We start from the raw sequence: 16,498 nt of genomic DNA, 5'->3' as shown, positions 1-16,498 counted from the left end.
GAGGAGGCGGGCGGCGGCACTGACCACCGCGTCGAGGATCACGTCGCGGCGCCAGAGGGCCGCCGCCGTCTGCTTGCTCCTGCTGATATCACGGACAATGCCCTGGCCTATACCCCGCTCCGGACAGGTGCTCTGCGCCGTGACCTCGACATCGATCACCCGCCCGTCCGACCTGACCCACTGCGTCCTGAAGACACCCTCTCCGGCTTCCGCGACCGTCTTCAGGGCCTCCCTTCCCCTCCCCTTCTCTCCATCGACCGCAAAGTCGGTCACTTTCCTTCCCACAATGGCATCAGAGGGATAGCCGAGCATCTCGCATGCCGCACGGTTGACTCTCAGGATCACTCCTTCGTCTGTCCTGACGATGACCGCGTCCTTCGAGTGCTCGAAGAGGTGCCTGTACTGCCTTTCACTCTCCTGAAGAGCGGCCGCGGCCCGTTCTCTCTCGGTGACGTCCCGTATGATGGCGATGCTGTGCCATATACCGTGATACTGGACAGGAGAGAGGGTGCACTCGACAACAAAGACTTCTCCTCCTCTCCTGACGACCTGCCCGGTGAACCTGCGCCCGGTGAGGATACGCCTGATCACACCTTTCATCCTGAACTCGCCGAGGGCATCACGGACAGCGCGGTGAGTTTTTTCGGGCAGGAAATAGTGGTAAAAGGGGCGGCCCGCGATCTCGTCGAAGCGGTACCCGAAGATCTCTTCCGCCGCCCTGTTCCAGAGGACGACCCGCCCCTCGTCGTCCGTCATCATGATCCCTTCATGAGCATTCTCGACGACGCTCCGGAAACGCTCGTCGCTCTCCCTGAGAGCGGCCTCGGCACGCCTGCGCCCGACGGCATGGCGGATCTTGGAGACCAGTTCGGTGAACTGGGCGACGGGATCGCCGCCTTTCTGGATGTAGAAGTCGGCACCGCAGTTCAGGGCCTCGATGACGACCTGCTCCCGCCCCCTGCCTGTGAAGAGGAGGAAGGGGAGGGCGGGGTACCTGTCCCTGACCGTCCGCAGGAGTTCGATGCCGTCCATGGAGGGCATCTGGTAGTCGGAGACCACCACGTCATAGGGAGCGGCGCCAAGCAGGTCGAGGGCTTCTTCCGCCGACGCAACAGGTGTCACGGTGAAGTCCCTCTCCTCTCGAAGGAAGGCGCAGGCCAGGTCCAGGAGGAGGGGTTCGTCGTCGACAAGGAGGGTACGGATCATGGGGGTATGGAAGGAAAGAATAGCGAGCCACTATAAAAACATGACTATCTGATCCGGCGGTGCGAAAAACCGGATCTCATCCGGAAAGGGACCAGCATGGTGGTACCCGAAGGAATGACGGTGCAGGGACTCGCCCGTCTCATTGCGGCCATTGCAAACACCGGCGGGAGAGATGTTGCGCTCCGCGGCGATCCGGGAGAGGCACGGGAAATGGTTGCGGAGGCCGCCACGATGATCGTGCCGTCACCGGTCGTGCGGACAGGGACAGGAACGACCAGGGAGAGAAAAGTCGGGCGACTCCCCCTGCACAGTCAGGAAGACGGCCCATGTCCTCGAAGAGGAGAAGGTCCGTCCCCTTTCCCTGATGGAGGTGGTGAGAAGGCAGGGTTCCGGGGGGTGACGACCGGCGATATGCATAATACCCCGGCACTCAGAGGAGAATATGTGTCAGCACAGTCCGGAACCGCATGGAAAGAACGTATCCTCGACCCGACAGAGAGGGAGGTCCCTCTGCTGCTCGACCTCTACAGGGAGTTCCACGCTTCCCCCGAAGTATCGGGTGCGGAGGAGGAGACGGCCGCACGGCTTGCCGGGGCGCTGGAGGCTGCGGGGTGCACTGTCACCCGCGGCATCGGGGGCCACGGTCTCGTCGGCGTGCTTGAAAACGGCGAAGGGCCGGTGGTGATGCTCAGGGCCGACATGGACGCCCTCCCCATCACGGAGGAGACCGGCCTCTCGTATGCCAGCAGGCGCCCCGGCGTCATGCATGCCTGCGGCCACGACCTGCACATGACGTCCCTTGTCGGGGCGGCACGCCTCCTCGCCGCCTGTCGTGAATGCTGGAGAGGGACCGTCCTCTTCGTCGGCCAACCTGCGGAGGAGGTCGTCGCCGGGGCGAAAAGGATGATCGCCGACGGCCTTTTCGAGAGGTTCCCGAGACCCGACTGCGCGGTCGCCGTCCACGCAGGCCCTGACATCGGTGCCGGCCGGGTCGGGACGCGGTCGGGCATCCTCTCGGCCGGCGGGGAGTCAATCGACCTTGTGGTGCGGGGAATCGGTGGCCATGCCGCCCATCCCGACCGGACCCGCGACCCCATCGTCCTGGCGGCGGAGACGGTCCTCGCCCTCCAGACCATACGGAGCCGCGAGATCGACCCGAACGACTTCTTCGTCCTCTCGATCGGCGCGATCCACGGCGGGACAAAGCACAATGCGATCCCCGACGAGGTGGCCCTGAAACTGAACCTCAGATACCACCGCCCTGCGGTCCGCGACCAGGGCCTTGCGGCGATCCGGAGGATCGCAGAGGGGACGGCGATGGCCGCAGGCATGCCGCCCGGGAGGATGCCGGTGGTGACGGTGATCGACGAATCTGTGCCGCCCCTCGTCACCGACGCCGCCCTCACCGGGAAGTGCGGTGCCGGGATAGAGGAGTGCCTCGGCGCCGGAGCGGTCGTCGAGATCCCGCCCCTCGCAGGGAGCGAGGACTTCGCCGTCTTCGGGGACGCCGGCATCCCCCTTGCCTACTTCAGGATCGGGACAAAGGACGAAGGGAGCGGGGACGCGTACCTCCACTCCTCACACTTCGCCCCGGCCGCCGGGCCTGCGATCAGGACAGGGACCGTCGCCCTTGCCGCATCAGTCATTGCCTGTGCACGGCGCCCCTGATCCTCACTGTACATTTTAAAGGAGACAATGCCTGTGTTCGAGATTGACCCCTGGATTTTTTCCACCATCCTGCTGCCTATCCTCATCTTCTTTGCGAGGATAGCCGACGTCACCATCGGGACGATGCGGATCATCTTCGTCGCCCGCGGCATGAAGGTCGTCGCCCCGGTCCTCGGTTTCTTTGAGATCCTCATCTGGCTCACGGCAATCGGGCAGATCTTCGCAAACCTCACCAACTACGTCAACTACATCGCCTATGCCGCAGGTTTTGCCGCGGGCAACTACATCGGCATACTGGTCGAGGAGAAGATCGCGATGGGACTTGCAGTCATCAGGATCATCACGCAGAGGGACGCCACCGCTCTCATCGGCACCCTGCGGTCCGCGGGCTACGGGGTGACCGTGATGGAGGCGCAGGGGAAGGCAGGGCCAGGGAAGGTCATCTTCACCGTTGTGCGGCGGCGGAACATCCCGGACGTGATCGCCAAGGTGGGTGCGTACTCCCCGAAGGCCTTCTACTCTGTCGAGGACGTGCGCTACGCGGCGGAGGGGACTTTCCCGCAGGTGCGGGACAGGAAGACCGACATCAGGCTCTTCAAGCACTTCCGCAAGGGGAAGTGAGAAAGGCTATTCTGGATGGGGGCCCACACGGGCCCATGCCATCGGTGACATGGTTCGAGATCCCTGCCGACGATACGGGCAGGGCGAAGGCATTTTATCGCGATCTCTTCGGGTGGGAGACGACGCCGTTCCCCGTTCCCTTCAAGGACGACTTCTGGATGGTCTCGACAGGCGGGGAGGTCGGGGGCGACCTCTTCGCCCGCGAGTACGCGGGGCAGCACATGATGCTCTACATCGACGTCCCCTCCATCGAGGAGTGTCTCGATCGGGTGACAGCACTCGGCGGCCGGGTGGTCACCGGGAAGACGCCGGTGCCGGGGATGGGGTACCTCGCGGTCTGCGAGGACACGGAGAAGAACCGCTTCGGCCTCTGGGAGAACGCACCCTGATCAGAGACGGGCCGCAAGGACGATGTCCGCAAGGAGGACGAAGGCCGCAAGGGCGGCATGGTTCCTCCCGGCCGCGGCTACGACGGCGGCACGACCCGAGGGGGGCCTGAGGCAGGCAAACGCCGCCCTCGCAACGGGAAGGAGCGATGCGATCCCGATGGCAGGGACCGGGAGGAGAGGGTAGAGGAGGAGGGCGCCCGCGGCGAAGGCGGCGAAGGCGGCGAAGACCGCGAGAAATGCCGCTCGCCTGCCGTACCTGACAACAAAGGTCCTCTTCCCGGCGGCCGCGTCGCCCTCCCTGTCCGGCGTCTCGACGGTGATGATGAACCCGAGACCGAAGAAGAGGAGCGGGACCGTCCTTGCAACAAAAAAGAGGTCGAAACCCCCTGCAACGACGAGATAGCCCATGCCGGGCATGAAGAAACCGAAGGTGAGGGCAGTCGCCGCCTCGCCAAGGCCGCGGTAGGCGAAGGCAAGGGGCGGCGCCGTATAGTACCAGCCGACGAGGTTGCCGGCAAGGACGAAGGGGAGGAAGTACAGGGGCACCGGGTAGAGGGCGGCATAGTCAAGGGCGATGAGGATGGAGGCCCCAATGAGCGAGAGGGCGACCTGCCGCGCAAGAGGTGCGAGGTCTGGCCTCTCCAGGAGGACGCCGCTCCCTCCCGATATCCGGGTCTGCGTCCCTGCCCGGTCGGCCACACGGTCGAAATAGTCGTTGCTGTACGAGACCGAGAGTTGTCCGGCCGCAAGGACCGTCCACCCGGCGAGGAGGCGGACAGGGTCGATGGAGTGTCCGGCCACCCCGGCGAGGAGGGCGCCGAAGATGCAGAGGAGAAGGCCACCGAGGAGAAAGCGGAAGCGGCCGAGGCGTACGAGTGCAAGGAGCGTCCCTGCCATGCACGAGCAGGTGCCCGGAGGAAGATAAGGGTGGCGGCCATACCCCGCGGCGACCTGCGTGGAGGTCGGGGAGAGAAACCTCTATGTGGGGTGGCGTCTCTCCATGGATCGGAGAGAGATGTGAGAGCGTTTGCACGGCCACGGGTGGTCGTCAGCAGGTGCCTTGGCTTCGACCACTGCCGCTGGAACGGGGACATGATCACGAGCGAGGTCGTCCGGATGCTCGCACCCCACGTGGACTTTCTCCCGGTCTGCGCGGAGGTCGAGATCGGACTTGGCGTGCCGAGAAAACCGGTGCGAACCGTCAGGGAACAGGACGGCGAGCGCCTTGTCCAGCACGAGACAGGGCTCGACGTCACAGGGAGGATGAAGAGGTTCGCCGCGTCTTTCGCCGCAACCCTCCGGGAGATCGACGGATTCCTCCTCAAGTCCCGCTCGCCCTCCTGCGGGATCAGGGACGTGAAGGTCTACCGGGCAGGAGGGGCAGGGGACGTCATGGGAAAGACGGCGGGGGTCTTCGCCGCCGCCATGGCCAGACAGTTCCCGCACCTCCCTGCCGAGGACGAGGGGCGCCTGCGGAACAGGCGGATCAGGGAGCACTACCTCACACGGATCTTCACCCTCGCCGCATTCAGGGAGGTGCGGGCAGGCGGCGACATGCAGGACCTCGCCACCTTCCACACGCGGAACAAACTCCTCCTGATGGCCTACAGCCAGAAAGAACTCAGGGAACTCGGGAGGATCACCGCAAACCCTGAGAAGAGAGAATTCCCTGAGGTCGCAGGAGAGTACGGCGACCACCTGAACGCCGCACTGTCGCGGGCACCCCGCTACACCGCAAACATCAACGTCCTCCTCCATGCCCTCGGCCGCTTCAGGGGCGGACTCTCCCCCGCGGAGAAGACCTTCTTCCTCGACACACTGGAGCAGTACCGCCAGGACAGGGTCACCATCTGCCCGAACCTGACGATCCTGAGAGGCTGGATCGTGCGGTTCGACGACGACTACCTCCGGGAGCAGACCTTCTTCTCCCCCTTTCCCGCCGAACTGATGGGCGTGTCTGAGGACCTCTCCCATAACCAGAGGGACTACTGGGAAAAATAATGACGAAAAAAAGGATCATACTGGCCTGCCTGCTCGTCCTTGTCGCAGCGGCGGCCTCAGCATGCTGCCTCGGCACGCCCGACGGCAGTCTCCCGGAACCGGTGACTTTCAGGGCAGGTGCGGCGCACACTGGCGGAGTGCCCGACGAGATCGTCTTCCTTTACCACCCGGACAGCACAGAACCGGCCCCGTACTTTGTCACCTTCGAGGTCAGGCAGGGCGAGGAGGTGGCCGTCGCCGTGGCCGGGAGGGTCTACGAAGATATCTCCGCAGACCGCCCGATCGAACTCCCGCCCGTGCCATCAGAACCCGGCGTCACGGTGGTCGCGAAGACCGACATCATCGACCAGTATGGGCGGACAGTCCACAGCGGCGAAACCGCTGTCACGCCGGGGACTCTCGGACCACTGGATATCCCGCCTCTCTCCACGCCGTGATCCCGCCCTCCATATTGTAGACTTCTGCAAAACCGTCCTTCACCATCATCTCCGACGTCCGGGCGCTCCTGTTGCCGGCCCGGCAGTAGACAAGATAGGTCTTGCCCCGGTCGAGGGCCGAGATCTCGCGGGAAAACGAGTCATTGCGGTAGTTGATATTCACCGCCCCTTCGATATACCCGGCCGCAACCTCGCCGGGCGTCCTGACGTCGAGGATGACGAAGGCAGGGTCACCCTCGCGGTCGGCGATCAGGGCATAGGCCTCCCCGACATCCACATTCTTCACCTCTGCTCCCTCGCCGGCGAGGGTCACGCGGGGGAGATCCCCCTCTGCCATTCTCCCGCTGACAGCGAGTCCCACGACCAGGACCGTAAGGAGAAGGGCGCAACAGACGACGGCCAGCATCATCTTCGCCATGCACAGATCTCATCATCCAAGAAAAAGGTGGTGCCTGATCAGGCAGACTCGCTCCTCTCAAAGAACCAGGCACCAAGGGCGAGGAGGAGAAGGGCAAAGGCGGAAAGGATGACGAAATCCAGGAGAGGGGAGAAAGACGAGACACCTGTTAGCACGCCCCGCAGACCGTCCACCCCGTAGGTGAGGGGGTCGGCATAGGCGAGGGGGAGAAGCCATGCCGGCAGGTTTTCGACCGGGAAGAGGGCGCCCGAGAGGAAGAAGATCGGGAAGACGACGAAGTTCATGACGAGGGAGAAACCGTGGATGTCCTTCATATTCGAGGCGAAGATGAGGCCGAGGGAGATGAATGCGGCGGCGATGAGGAGCATGAAGGCGACCGCAGCAAGGAAGGGGACGACGCCGGGGAGGGGGAAACCCATCGGGACGGCAAGGAGGAGGATGAGTACCCCCTGCACAAGGGAGGTCGTCGCCCCGCCCGCGATCCGCCCGAGGACGATCGCCGTCCTGCTGACCGGCGCCACCATGATCTCCTTGAGGAACCCGAACTCCCTGTCCCAGAGGACCGAGATCCCGGCAAAGGTCGAGGAGAAGAGGATCGTCATGCCGAGGATGCCGGGCACGAGAAAGGTGACGTAGTCGATGCCCGCCGGGATGCCGGGGACGCTGCTTGTCTGGAAACCGAACCCCAGGAAGGCGAGGAAGAAGATGGGCATGCCGAGCGTCCCGACGACCCGCGACTTCGCCCTGAAGAAGCGGATCATTTCCCTCTGCCAGAGGACGGCGATCGCGGTGAGGTCCCTCATGCGCCCTCCCTGATCGACCGCCCGGTCACCTGGATGAAGACGTCCTCCAGACTCGGTTTTCTCAGGTTCACCGCGGTGACCGCGACCCCGGCAGACCCGGCGGCGGCGATGAGGGCGGGGATGTGCCGCTCGCCCTGCTCCACGGTGAGGGTGATTGCGCCGCTCGCCACACCCGCCTGTTTGACCCAGGGGAGACCGGCAAGGGCCTTCAGGAGGGGTTCGGCGTCCCCCTCGATGGAGAGGGTGATCGCATCGCCGCCGAGCGCCTCCTTCAGTTTCTCCGGCGTGTCAAGGACGGCGATGCGGCCGCGGTCGATGATCGCCACCCTGTCGCAGAGGCGGTCGGCCTCCTCCATGTAGTGGGTCGTCAGGATCACGGTCACGCCCCTCTCCCTGTTGAGGGTCCGGATATACTCCCAGATGTGCCGCCGCGTCTGGGCGTCGAGGCCGAGGGTCGGTTCGTCCAGGAAGAGGATGCGGGGGTGCTGGATGAGGCCGCGGGCGATCTCAAGGCGGCGCTTCATCCCCCCGGAGTATTCGGCGACGAGAGCGTCGGCCCTGTCGGAGAGTTCCACCAGGGCGAGGACCGCCCTGATCCTCTCCTCTCTCTCGGTGCGGCCGATCCCGTACATCCGTGCGTGGAAGTCCAGGTTCTCCCTGCCGGTGAGGTTCGTGTCCAGTGCAGGTTCCTGGAAGACGACGCCGATCTGCTCCCTGACCCGGTCCCGCGCTCTGACGATGTCGGCCCCGGCGACCTCTGCGGTGCCCTCTGTCGGCGTGAGGAGGGTGGTGAGCATGCTGATCGTCGTCGTCTTCCCCGCACCATTCGGACCGAGAAGGCCGAAGATCTCCCCGTCCGCCACCTCAAAGGAGATATGGTCCACGGCGACAAGGGTGCCGAAGACCTTCGTCAACCCTTCGACCCTGATGGCAGGCATGAGGGAGATCTCGTCCTCCCCGCTTCAAAATCTTTGGGATGGGGAAGGGGTTTTATGGTGTGACAGGAGAGTAGGCGCAAGGATCATGACCGGAGTTCCTGCAAGTGTTTTTGTGCCCTTTCTCTCGACAGAGACCCTCTACCTCTTCGTCGTCCTGATGGTCCCGGTCCTCCTGCTGTACCTCTTCATCATCGTCAGCGAGGAGGCGTTTGAACTCGCGGGGATGAAGGCGTCGCGGGCGATCATCATGACGATCGGGGCACTGGTCGGGAGTCTGATCGATATCCCCTTCGCGATCACCGACGGCGTGGTCCTTGCCGTGAATGTCGGCGGGTGCATCATCCCCCTCTTCCTCTCTGTCGAGGTGGTCGCACGGCAGAGGGTGCGGCCCGGTCCCGCGGCCCTTGCCGTGCTCTTCGTCGCCCTCGTCTCCTACTATTTTGCGACGCCGGTGGAGGGGGAGGGCATCCTGATGCCCTTCTATATCGCACCCCTTGCCGGGGCATTCGCAGGCATTCTCCTTGCCGGGGCAGACATCACCTCGCCGGGCACAGCCTACGTGGGCGGGGCGATGGGCACTCTCCTCGGGGCCGACATCTTCCTCCTTGCGACGCCGGGGACGATCGAGACGATCTCGGGAGGGGAAATGGCCGTCCTCTCCATCGGCGGGGCCGGGGTCTTCGACGGGATCTTCCTCACCGGCATCATCGCCGTCTTCCTTGCGGCAGTGGTCGCCCGGAGGGTCAGACGGGTGGACACAGGGGTGTAGGGGGAGTGCTCCTCAGACAGAGAAGAGCGGCCAGGCCTCGCGGATGGGGACCGCCTGCATGCCGAGCCTCCGCGCCGGTATGATGTCGTTCGCCATCGAGTCGCCGATGAAGAGGGCCTCGCCGGGTTCGACACCGAGACGCCTGAGGGCGACCTGAAAGATCCGGTCGTCGGGTTTCTTGCACCCGACGTCCGAGGAGAAGATGACGGCCTGGAAGAAAGGGGCGAGGCCGAACATCCGGAGTTCGACCTCGGAGAAGACCCGCTGGCCGTTGGAGACGACGCCGAGGGGATAACTGTACAGGGCTGAGAGGAGTCTCCTGCTCCGCGGGAAGGCGCCCAGTCTGCGGACCGTGGCGGCCCTGAATGAGCGGGCGAAGAGGACGCCAAGGATCGTCTCGTCCACCGACCAGGCGGCGTAGTCCCGACAGATCCCGGCGAAGATCTCCTCGACCCGCACCTCGGGATGGGCGTCCGTGCTCTGCGCCATCGTCCAGGCGACCCGCCGCCTGTACTCGTCCCTGAGGTCTTCGGGCGCGATCCGCACCCCCTGGTAGGCCGCCCAGGTACTGAGGGTCTGGTAGGCCGGGAGGCTTCCCTCGTCTGTGCTGATGTCGAGCAGGGTGTCGTAACAGTCGAAGAGGACGGCACGGACCCGCGTGAAATCTACCGGTGCCTGAGACATGCAAGCGCCTCCTTTTTCAGCCATTCCATTTCATGGTTTCCAACCGGGAGGCGCGCCACCCTGAGATACCCGAGGGCCATGTAGAAGGGGACGCACCCGGTGACGTACCTGAAAGCCTCCTCCGATCCCGCATACTGCCGGAGGAAGTGGCCGAGATAGGGCTCGGCCCTGCCGGCGTCGCCGTAGCGTCGCCTGAAGGCGTACCTCATCTCGGCGCAGAGGATGCCGGGGTCGTGCACCGGGTGCGCACCTGTCCAGGCACTCTCGAAATCGACCGCAACAACGCCCGCCCTGCCGAAGAGATAGTTTGCAGGCGTGGCGTCGCGGTGGATCATGCAGCCGCGATCCCGTTCCAGGGTGCCCGCCTCCCGCCACCTCTTCAGGCGGCGGTTGAAACGCTCCCTCTCCCCGGACGAGAGAGCGACCTGGCCGAGGACGCCCTGGAAAGTGGCGAACTCCCTCTCCAGGTCGTACGCCGACGTACCGCCGCCGTGGAGACGGCGGAGGAGAGAGGCAACGTCGGTCAGGCGGCCGAAGAGGGAAGGGTCGTCCCTGAGGAAGTCGAGGAGCGGCCGCCCCCGGACGTAGCCGGTGACGAGGGCGCAGTGATAGTCGGCGCGGACGGCGATCGGTTCGGGGACCGCAATCCTCCGCCGCGCCCATTTCAGCATCCTGTACTCCGTCTCCATCGCCCTCTCCGGGTCGAAGTCGTGGTTCGCCCCTGTCGGTTCGGCGAAGAACTTGCCGACGACGCTGACCCCCTCGCCGCGGAATGCGTACCGGCAGACGGTGTGCGAGGCGGGCCTGATCAGGTAGACCTCGGCGGGGGCGTCGGCGTGCCTGACTCTCCCGCCGAGGACGGAGACAAGCCAGTCCCTGAAGGGGTCGCCGGGGGCGAGGGTGCCGGCATGCCGTTCACGCCTCACGGGGCGCTCCCCCGCAGCACTTCCGCGACGCTCCATGCCTGCGCGATGCACCCGCCCGGCCTGTGCGGGGGGTCGCCGTCGAAGCACTCGGAGATGGTGCCGAGGCCAGCGTCGGCGAGGTGGGCGACGAGGGGGAGGAGGAGAGGGGCGGGGTCGACGCCGGGTGCGTAGACCCCGAGGGCGTCGATGTAGAAACCAAGGAGCCAGGGCCAGACGGTCCCGTTGTGGTAGGCGGCGTCGCCGGTGAACCGGCCCGCGTAACCGGGCTCGCGGGGCGAGAGCGTCCGCAGGCCGAAGGGCGTGAGGAGTTCGGACCTGACCACTGCAAGGGCACGTTCAGCTTCGTCTGCCGGCGGGATGCCGAGGGCGAGGGCGACGACCTGGTTTGGCCTGACCGCCGGGTCGGCGGGGTCGATGACATCGAAGAAGCAGCCCCGGGTCTCGTTCCAGAAGCGACCGAAGGCCATCCCGGCCTCCCGGGCCGTCACCGGGCCGTCGATGTCGAGGGACTCCGCAAACCTGAGGGCCGCCACCCAGAGGGCGTTGACCTCGACGGGTTTGCCGGAGCGGGGCGTGAAGGGGGTGTCCATCCAGGTGCTCCGCGGGGCGACAGAGAGGAGCGCCCTGTCGAGGTGCGTCACCGGGTTGTCCTGGTAGCCGTCGAGGATGGCCGCAACTGCGGGGCGCATCGAGCGGGCAAAGTCTGTGTCACCTGTTGCGGCCGCATAGCGTGCCAGCGCGAGGACGAACCAGAGAGCGGCGTCCGACGAGGTGTAGTCGTCGGGCGGCCTGTTCGGGAGGAGGCCGTCCCGTATCATGCCGGCCCAGCGGGTGAAGACGCGGCGGGCGCGGGCGTAGTCGCCGCGGGCGAGGAGGAGGCCGGGGAGGGAGACGAAGGTGTCCCGCCCCCACTCCTCCGCAAACCAGTGGTAGCCCGCGAGGATCGCGTCGCCGGCAAGGAAGGCGTCGGCGGCGCGGGAGAGGAGGTCACCCCCCCGTACCGGGGGAGAGCGTTTCCCGCCTGCATCGGCAGTCAGCCAGAATGTCTGGTCCTCGCCTTCGCCCTCGAAGACGCCCGGACAGAAGAGGTCTTCCCGGCAGGCATAGCCCCGCTCCCTCTCCACCTCGTAGAGGACGTCGCGGTAGACGGCCGGCGCCGGGGTGAAGGCGAGGTCCGACCTGATCGAGAGGGCACCGACCTGCACGCCGTCGGGGAGGGGGGAGGCCGACAGGTCGTCGCAGGACCGCCTCACCTCGTGGACGCCGCGGCAGGCGACGAGGGGCGCGACCCTGAGCGTCCCCTCGCCGACGAGGTCGTACCTGACAGAGAGGGCGCCGTCGAAGGAGAGCGTCTTCCGCAGGACCGCACCCCCGGCATGGTAGATGAATGTGGGCTCAGGCGAGAGGGAGACGGCGGCGAGGGAGGAAAGCCCCCGGTCGTCGTTCCCGCCCGCGTACGCCGCCGGCGTGAGGGCGGTGCCGTCCAGGTACTCGTCGAGGCCGGAGAGGAGGACGCTGCCGTCCCTGACAAGGAGGCCGTGGTACTTCCGGGTGTTCCCGGCAAGGGAGGAGGAGGCGTAGGCGCCGCCCGCCACAAGGAGGTACTCCTTCGTCCGGGCGAACGCACGCTCCTGGAGGCCGGAGGAGAAGGCGATCACGGCTTTTTCCCCCTCATCACCGCCGCCTCGTAGACCGCCGCCGTCTCCCGCGCCGCCCTCTCCCACGAGAAGAGGGCGACGGCCCGCTCCCGCCCGTTCCTCCCCATCACGTCCCGCAGGGCGGGGTCGCGGAGGACGAGGGCGAGATAGGTGGCGATGTCGGCCGGGTCATGGGGGTTGATGTGGAAACCGCAGATGCCCTCGCCCGCGGGCACGACCTGCTCCCGCATCCCCGAGGTGCCCCGCGCCCCGACGACGACGGGTTTTCCCATCGCCATCGCCTCGGTGCAGACGATGCCGAAGGGCTCGTAGGTCGAGGGGAAGACGCAGACGTCGGCCGCGGCATAGCGGAGGATACGCTCCTCTTCAGGGATGAAGGAGAACTCCAGGTGGACCCGCCCTCCCCCGATTTTTTCGGCGAGGCGCCTGAGATCGCCGTCCATCTCGCCGACGCCGAGGACGAGGAGGTGGGCGGCAGGCACCTCACGGAGGACCATGGCGAAGGCCCGCAGGAGGGTGTCGGCCCCCTTCACCCGCGTCAGCCGGCCGACGAAGAGGACGAGGGGGTCAGACCCGACGCCGAGGCGCTCCCTGAAGGCCCGCACCGCCGCCGGCGGGACACGCACGGGATCGTACTTCGCCGTATCGACGCCGTTGTGGACGACGTGGACCTTCTCCCGCGGGACGCCGAGGGCGAGGAGTTCGTCCTCCATGGCGTGGCTGACGGTGATGACGGCGGCCGCCTCCTCCAGGGCGCGGCCTTCAAGGGCCCTGACGGTCGGCGACCCGCCGTCCCCTGACCGCCCCCCTTCGGTCGAGTGGACATGGAAGACAAAGGGGATGCCGAGGGTCGCGGCCGTGACCATCGCCGCCGGGGCGGCGAGCCAGTCGTGTGCCACCGCAAGGTCGGCCTTCTCGCCGCGGGCGAGGAGGTCGCCGGCGGAGACGATGTTGTAGACGAGGTAGTCGGCGAAGAAGTGGGCGGCGTCAGGGGGCCATGCCGCCACATCCGAGGGCAGGATAACCGGGAGGAGAGGAGCGGGTTCGGGGAGGGGGAGGCGGCGGACATGGGCCCCGGCCCACTCCTCCTCCACGGCGGCGTCCCCCATCCTGAAGGCATAGACCGTGAGGGCGCACCCGGCCGCAGCAAGGAGGGGGGCCATCTCCAGCGCATATGTCCCGAGGCCGCCCCTGAGGAAGGGGGGGAACTCGTCCAGGAAATAGGCGACCCGCATCAGAGCACCTTCTCGTAGACACGCTCCATCGCCCGCGCCACCGCCTCCCACCGGAACTCCCTCTCCACCTTCTCCCGGCCTTTCCTGCCGAGGGTGGAGCAGAGACGGCGGTCGTCGATGACGGTGTTGATCCCGTCCGCCATCCCCCCGGCAGATACCGGCACCTTGACTCCGTCTACAAGGTGCTCGATGTTCTCGCCGAGGCCGCCGACGTCTGAGGCGACGACGCACCGCCCGGCACTCCAGGCCTCGGTGAGGATGAGGCCGAAGGGTTCGTTCCTGCTCGGGATGGCGACGATGTCCGCAGCATTGAGGAGGCTGACAAAATCTCGCTCGGCGAGGTAACCGAGCACCTGCGCCGGCATGTCGCGGGTATGGCGGGCGACCCAGTCCTGCATGTCGCCCTTCCCGGCGAAGACGAAGTTTGCGTCCCAGCGGTGGCGCAGCACGGAGGGGATCGCCTTCACGAGGATGTCCGGCCCCTTCTGGTAGACGAGACGGCCGCCGAAGAAGACGAGAGGGGCATAGGGGTGGATGCCGTACCGGCGCTTCACCGCGCCCTGGTCGACCTGCACCGCAAAGGCTTCAGGGTCGATCCCATTCGGGACGGCGTCGATCTTCCAGTCCGGGACATTGTAGAGGGCCATCACCTCTCCCCTCAGGGTCTTCGAGACGGCGACCACCCGCTTTGCGATATAGGCGCAGTACCACTCCTTCCCGGATATCTCGCCGAACTCCCACCACCCTCCCTTCTGGTTGCCGTTCCGCCCGTACTCGGTGGAGTGGAATGAGAGCACCGTCTTCCTCTCCCGCAGGCGGTGCATCGCCTCGACGAAGTGCCAGTCATGGAAGTGGAGGATGTCGAAGGGCGGCGAGTCCTGTTCGCCGAACTGGCGGCAGGCCTTCAGGGCGAGGTCTTTGCAGAACTCGACGATGTTCCCGCCGTGCGGGTCGCAGTAGTGGTAGACGACGCCGTTCTTCTCAGGCGGTCCGGAGCCGCGGGTGAAGAAGTGGACCTCGTGGTCGCGGGCAAGGGCCTCGGCAAGGCAGGTCGCCGCCGGGGCGAGGCCGCCGACCCTGACCCCGTAGAGCGACTCCCAGCAGAAGAACGCGATTTTCAGTCGCCGCAGAGCAAACACCTCCGTGCACGTACCGCCTCCCGCACGTCGTCAGGGGTCGGGCAGGTCGAGACGGCCCGTGCCAGTCGCCGGTCACCGACAGAACCCTCGACCCACCGCGAGTAGTCGCCGCGGTCAAAGTGCCACCAGACAGACTCGCGGGGCGCTCTTTCGAGGGCCTCCTCGAACTCGCGGAGACTGTGCGCGGAGACGCCCGCATACTGCCCGCCGGGAAAGCAGAAGTGGAAGGCCCGGTCGGGCGGCAGGGAGGCGGCCGACCGTCTCGCCCTGCCGAGACACCGGCCCTCCAGGTGGGAGAGCACCCGCATGTAGGCGTCATGGGATCCATCGTTCCCCTCCGGACAGAAGTAGCGGTGCACCTCACCGCATGACCCGTTCTTCCGTGCGAGGTAGTAGAAGTGGTCGCTCGTCCCGAGGTAGCGCCAGAGGTCAGGACGGGCGGCCCTCGCCGGGGAGTGTTCGAGGGCGAAGAATGTGCTCTGCTGGACGGGGTTTCCAAGCCACGCAGATGCATCCTTCTCGAGGTCGGCCCACGAGACGGGACTATCGAGGGAGACCTCGCCGGCAGGGGGGGAGGCGGCCGCCTCGGAGGGGAGGAGAGTGGCGACCCCGGCGTCGTCAAAGGCGCCGGGCAGTGCTTCGAGGAAGTCAAGGATGCCGCTCTCTTCCTTATGGTGCTCGCCGAAGGTCTCGTAGTCGATGAAGACATGGGCGCACCGTCCGGGCGACCGGGCGACCCAGGAGGCGTAGGTCTCCGCCGTCAGGGGGTGCTTGTCCCACGCCGTCCAGGAGAAGCGGAAGGCGATGTCGTCGGAGAGAGGGCAGTTGCGGAGGAGGAGGGGGAGGCCCCCGCAGGTGTAGGTCTCGTTCGGGCTCCGCCCGCCGAGCAGGCGGTCCGTCCCCTCGGTATAGACGGCGGAAAAACCGAGGTCACGCACGGCGGCGGCGATCCTGTTGTCCAGGGCGAACTCGGTGTTCTCGGCGACCGCCGGCACGCGCCCGAAGAGGTCGTGCATCAGGTCGGCGTGCATCTTCATCTGCAGGCTGAGTTCCCCCGTGTCGGCGAAGAAACCGGCGAGGCTGTGGTAGTAGGTCTGGGCGAGGACCTCGGCGTTTTTGTGGGCCGCCACCTCGGCAAAGAGGGCGAGGGCGTCCGGGCGCCACTGTTCGAGTTGCTCGACGAGCACACCGGAGAGGGAGAAGGCGCACCTCATCCCGCCGTCGAGGGCGTCGAGGACGATCTCCGTCGCCGGAACATAACACCGGTCGGCGACGCGGTCCAGGATCTCCCGGTTCGAGGGATCGAAGTAGCAGCCCTTCAGGTCGCGCCGTCCCCTCGCCATCGCCGGCACAAAATCCCTGTTGAGCCTGAAGGGCTGGTGCACCTCGAAGCCCATGCAGATCGCCGCCACGACTGTCCCCTCCCCCATCGACGTGGCCCGATGCCTGTCACCCTCCTATCCCCGGATACAATATTAAAGGATATCTTCGGGGAGGTGCGGCACTCTCCCTTCAGGATCTTCGGCTCTGTCTTTCCCGGGTCAATCCTGAGTTTGGGGGTGCGAGCGTCTACGAGCATGAGAACACAGGATTGGACCAGGGAAGA

General features: G+C 66.1%; 17 protein-coding genes. 6 read left to right on the top strand and 11 right to left on the bottom strand.

Annotation, left to right across the window (positions count from 1 at the left end):
- Window positions 1-1,206: PAS domain S-box protein (locus Q0520_RS10555; RefSeq protein WP_298669882.1), on the bottom strand; the 1,206-nt coding region annotated here is incomplete at its 3' end.
- Window positions 1,207-1,302: 96 nt separating this feature from the next.
- On the opposite strand from Q0520_RS10555, the gene Q0520_RS10550 reads away from it, so the two are divergent.
- The 3 genes from Q0520_RS10550 to Q0520_RS10540 are packed head-to-tail and all read left to right on the top strand — an operon-like array spanning window position 1,303 to window position 3,884.
- Window positions 1,303-2,874: a M20 family metallopeptidase gene (locus Q0520_RS10550; RefSeq protein ID WP_298669881.1), complete on the top strand. Its 1,572-nt coding sequence runs from the start codon at window positions 1,303-1,305 to the stop codon at window positions 2,872-2,874.
- A gap of 27 nt (window positions 2,875-2,901) precedes the next feature.
- The gene (locus Q0520_RS10545; RefSeq protein ID WP_298669880.1) at window positions 2,902-3,495 is read left to right on the top strand and encodes a DUF2179 domain-containing protein; all 594 of its coding nucleotides are present in this window, start codon (window positions 2,902-2,904) and stop codon (window positions 3,493-3,495) included.
- A gap of 35 nt (window positions 3,496-3,530) precedes the next feature.
- Window positions 3,531-3,884 carry a VOC family protein gene (locus Q0520_RS10540; RefSeq protein WP_298669877.1) on the top strand — a complete coding sequence of 118 codons (354 nt, stop codon included), beginning with the start codon at window positions 3,531-3,533 and terminating at the stop codon, window positions 3,882-3,884.
- Here Q0520_RS10540 and Q0520_RS10535 read toward each other — a convergent pair whose 3' ends face one another.
- On the bottom strand, window positions 3,885-4,781 hold the full coding sequence (locus Q0520_RS10535) for a prenyltransferase (RefSeq protein ID WP_298669875.1): 897 nt from the start codon (window positions 4,779-4,781) through the stop codon (window positions 3,885-3,887).
- Between the two features lie 120 nt (window positions 4,782-4,901).
- Between Q0520_RS10535 and Q0520_RS10530 the strand changes: the two genes are divergently transcribed.
- Both Q0520_RS10530 and Q0520_RS10525 read left to right on the top strand, forming a co-directional pair.
- Window positions 4,902-5,885: a DUF523 and DUF1722 domain-containing protein gene (locus Q0520_RS10530; protein WP_298669873.1), complete on the top strand. Its 984-nt coding sequence runs from the start codon at window positions 4,902-4,904 to the stop codon at window positions 5,883-5,885.
- Window positions 5,885-6,322, top strand: coding sequence for a hypothetical protein (locus tag Q0520_RS10525; RefSeq protein ID WP_298669871.1), 438 nt, complete (start codon window positions 5,885-5,887; stop codon window positions 6,320-6,322). The genes Q0520_RS10530 and Q0520_RS10525 overlap by 1 nt, the downstream gene beginning before the upstream one ends.
- On the opposite strand, the gene Q0520_RS10520 is transcribed toward Q0520_RS10525, so the two are convergent.
- Genes Q0520_RS10520 through Q0520_RS10510 form a run of 3 tightly spaced genes read right to left on the bottom strand, consistent with a single transcriptional unit; the run spans window position 6,270 to window position 8,481 of the window.
- The gene (locus Q0520_RS10520) at window positions 6,270-6,740 is read right to left on the bottom strand and encodes a rhodanese-like domain-containing protein (protein ID WP_298669870.1); all 471 of its coding nucleotides are present in this window, start codon (window positions 6,738-6,740) and stop codon (window positions 6,270-6,272) included. The genes Q0520_RS10525 and Q0520_RS10520 overlap by 53 nt on opposite strands.
- A 38-nt stretch (window positions 6,741-6,778) precedes the next feature.
- Window positions 6,779-7,543, bottom strand: a complete 765-nt coding sequence (locus Q0520_RS10515) for an ABC transporter permease (RefSeq protein WP_298669868.1) — start codon at window positions 7,541-7,543, stop codon at window positions 6,779-6,781.
- Entirely contained in the window at window positions 7,540-8,481 is a 942-nt protein-coding gene (locus Q0520_RS10510; RefSeq protein WP_298669865.1) for an ATP-binding cassette domain-containing protein, read from the bottom strand. Before Q0520_RS10510 ends, Q0520_RS10515 begins: the two co-directional genes overlap by 4 nt.
- An 85-nt stretch (window positions 8,482-8,566) precedes the next feature.
- On the opposite strand from Q0520_RS10510, the gene Q0520_RS10505 reads away from it, so the two are divergent.
- On the top strand, window positions 8,567-9,250 hold the full coding sequence (locus tag Q0520_RS10505; RefSeq protein WP_298669862.1) for a DUF1614 domain-containing protein: 684 nt from the start codon (window positions 8,567-8,569) through the stop codon (window positions 9,248-9,250).
- Between the two features lie 12 nt (window positions 9,251-9,262).
- On the opposite strand, the gene Q0520_RS10500 is transcribed toward Q0520_RS10505, so the two are convergent.
- Genes Q0520_RS10500 through Q0520_RS10475 form a run of 6 tightly spaced genes read right to left on the bottom strand, consistent with a single transcriptional unit; the run spans window position 9,263 to window position 16,304 of the window.
- Window positions 9,263-9,934 carry an HAD family hydrolase gene (locus tag Q0520_RS10500; protein ID WP_298669860.1) on the bottom strand — a complete coding sequence of 224 codons (672 nt, stop codon included), beginning with the start codon at window positions 9,932-9,934 and terminating at the stop codon, window positions 9,263-9,265.
- Window positions 9,916-10,860: a phosphotransferase family protein gene (locus Q0520_RS10495; RefSeq protein WP_298669855.1), complete on the bottom strand. Its 945-nt coding sequence runs from the start codon at window positions 10,858-10,860 to the stop codon at window positions 9,916-9,918. Before Q0520_RS10495 ends, Q0520_RS10500 begins: the two co-directional genes overlap by 19 nt.
- The gene (locus Q0520_RS10490; RefSeq protein ID WP_298669853.1) at window positions 10,857-12,518 is read right to left on the bottom strand and encodes an amylo-alpha-1,6-glucosidase; all 1,662 of its coding nucleotides are present in this window, start codon (window positions 12,516-12,518) and stop codon (window positions 10,857-10,859) included. Before Q0520_RS10490 ends, Q0520_RS10495 begins: the two co-directional genes overlap by 4 nt.
- Entirely contained in the window at window positions 12,515-13,753 is a 1,239-nt protein-coding gene (locus tag Q0520_RS10485) for a glycosyltransferase family 4 protein (protein WP_298669851.1), read from the bottom strand. The genes Q0520_RS10490 and Q0520_RS10485 overlap by 4 nt, the downstream gene beginning before the upstream one ends.
- Entirely contained in the window at window positions 13,753-14,892 is a 1,140-nt protein-coding gene (locus tag Q0520_RS10480) for a glycosyltransferase family 4 protein (RefSeq protein WP_342765272.1), read from the bottom strand. The genes Q0520_RS10485 and Q0520_RS10480 overlap by 1 nt, the downstream gene beginning before the upstream one ends.
- Window positions 14,871-16,304, bottom strand: a complete 1,434-nt coding sequence (locus tag Q0520_RS10475) for an alpha-amylase (protein WP_298669848.1) — start codon at window positions 16,302-16,304, stop codon at window positions 14,871-14,873. The genes Q0520_RS10480 and Q0520_RS10475 overlap by 22 nt, the downstream gene beginning before the upstream one ends.
- Window positions 16,305-16,498 lie beyond the last annotated feature (194 nt).

It is taken from the genome of uncultured Methanofollis sp. (assembly GCF_937919355.1).
In the GTDB taxonomy this organism is placed as follows: Archaea; Halobacteriota; Methanomicrobia; order Methanomicrobiales; family Methanofollaceae; genus Methanofollis.
This window is presented reverse-complemented; position numbering and strand designations above follow the sequence as displayed.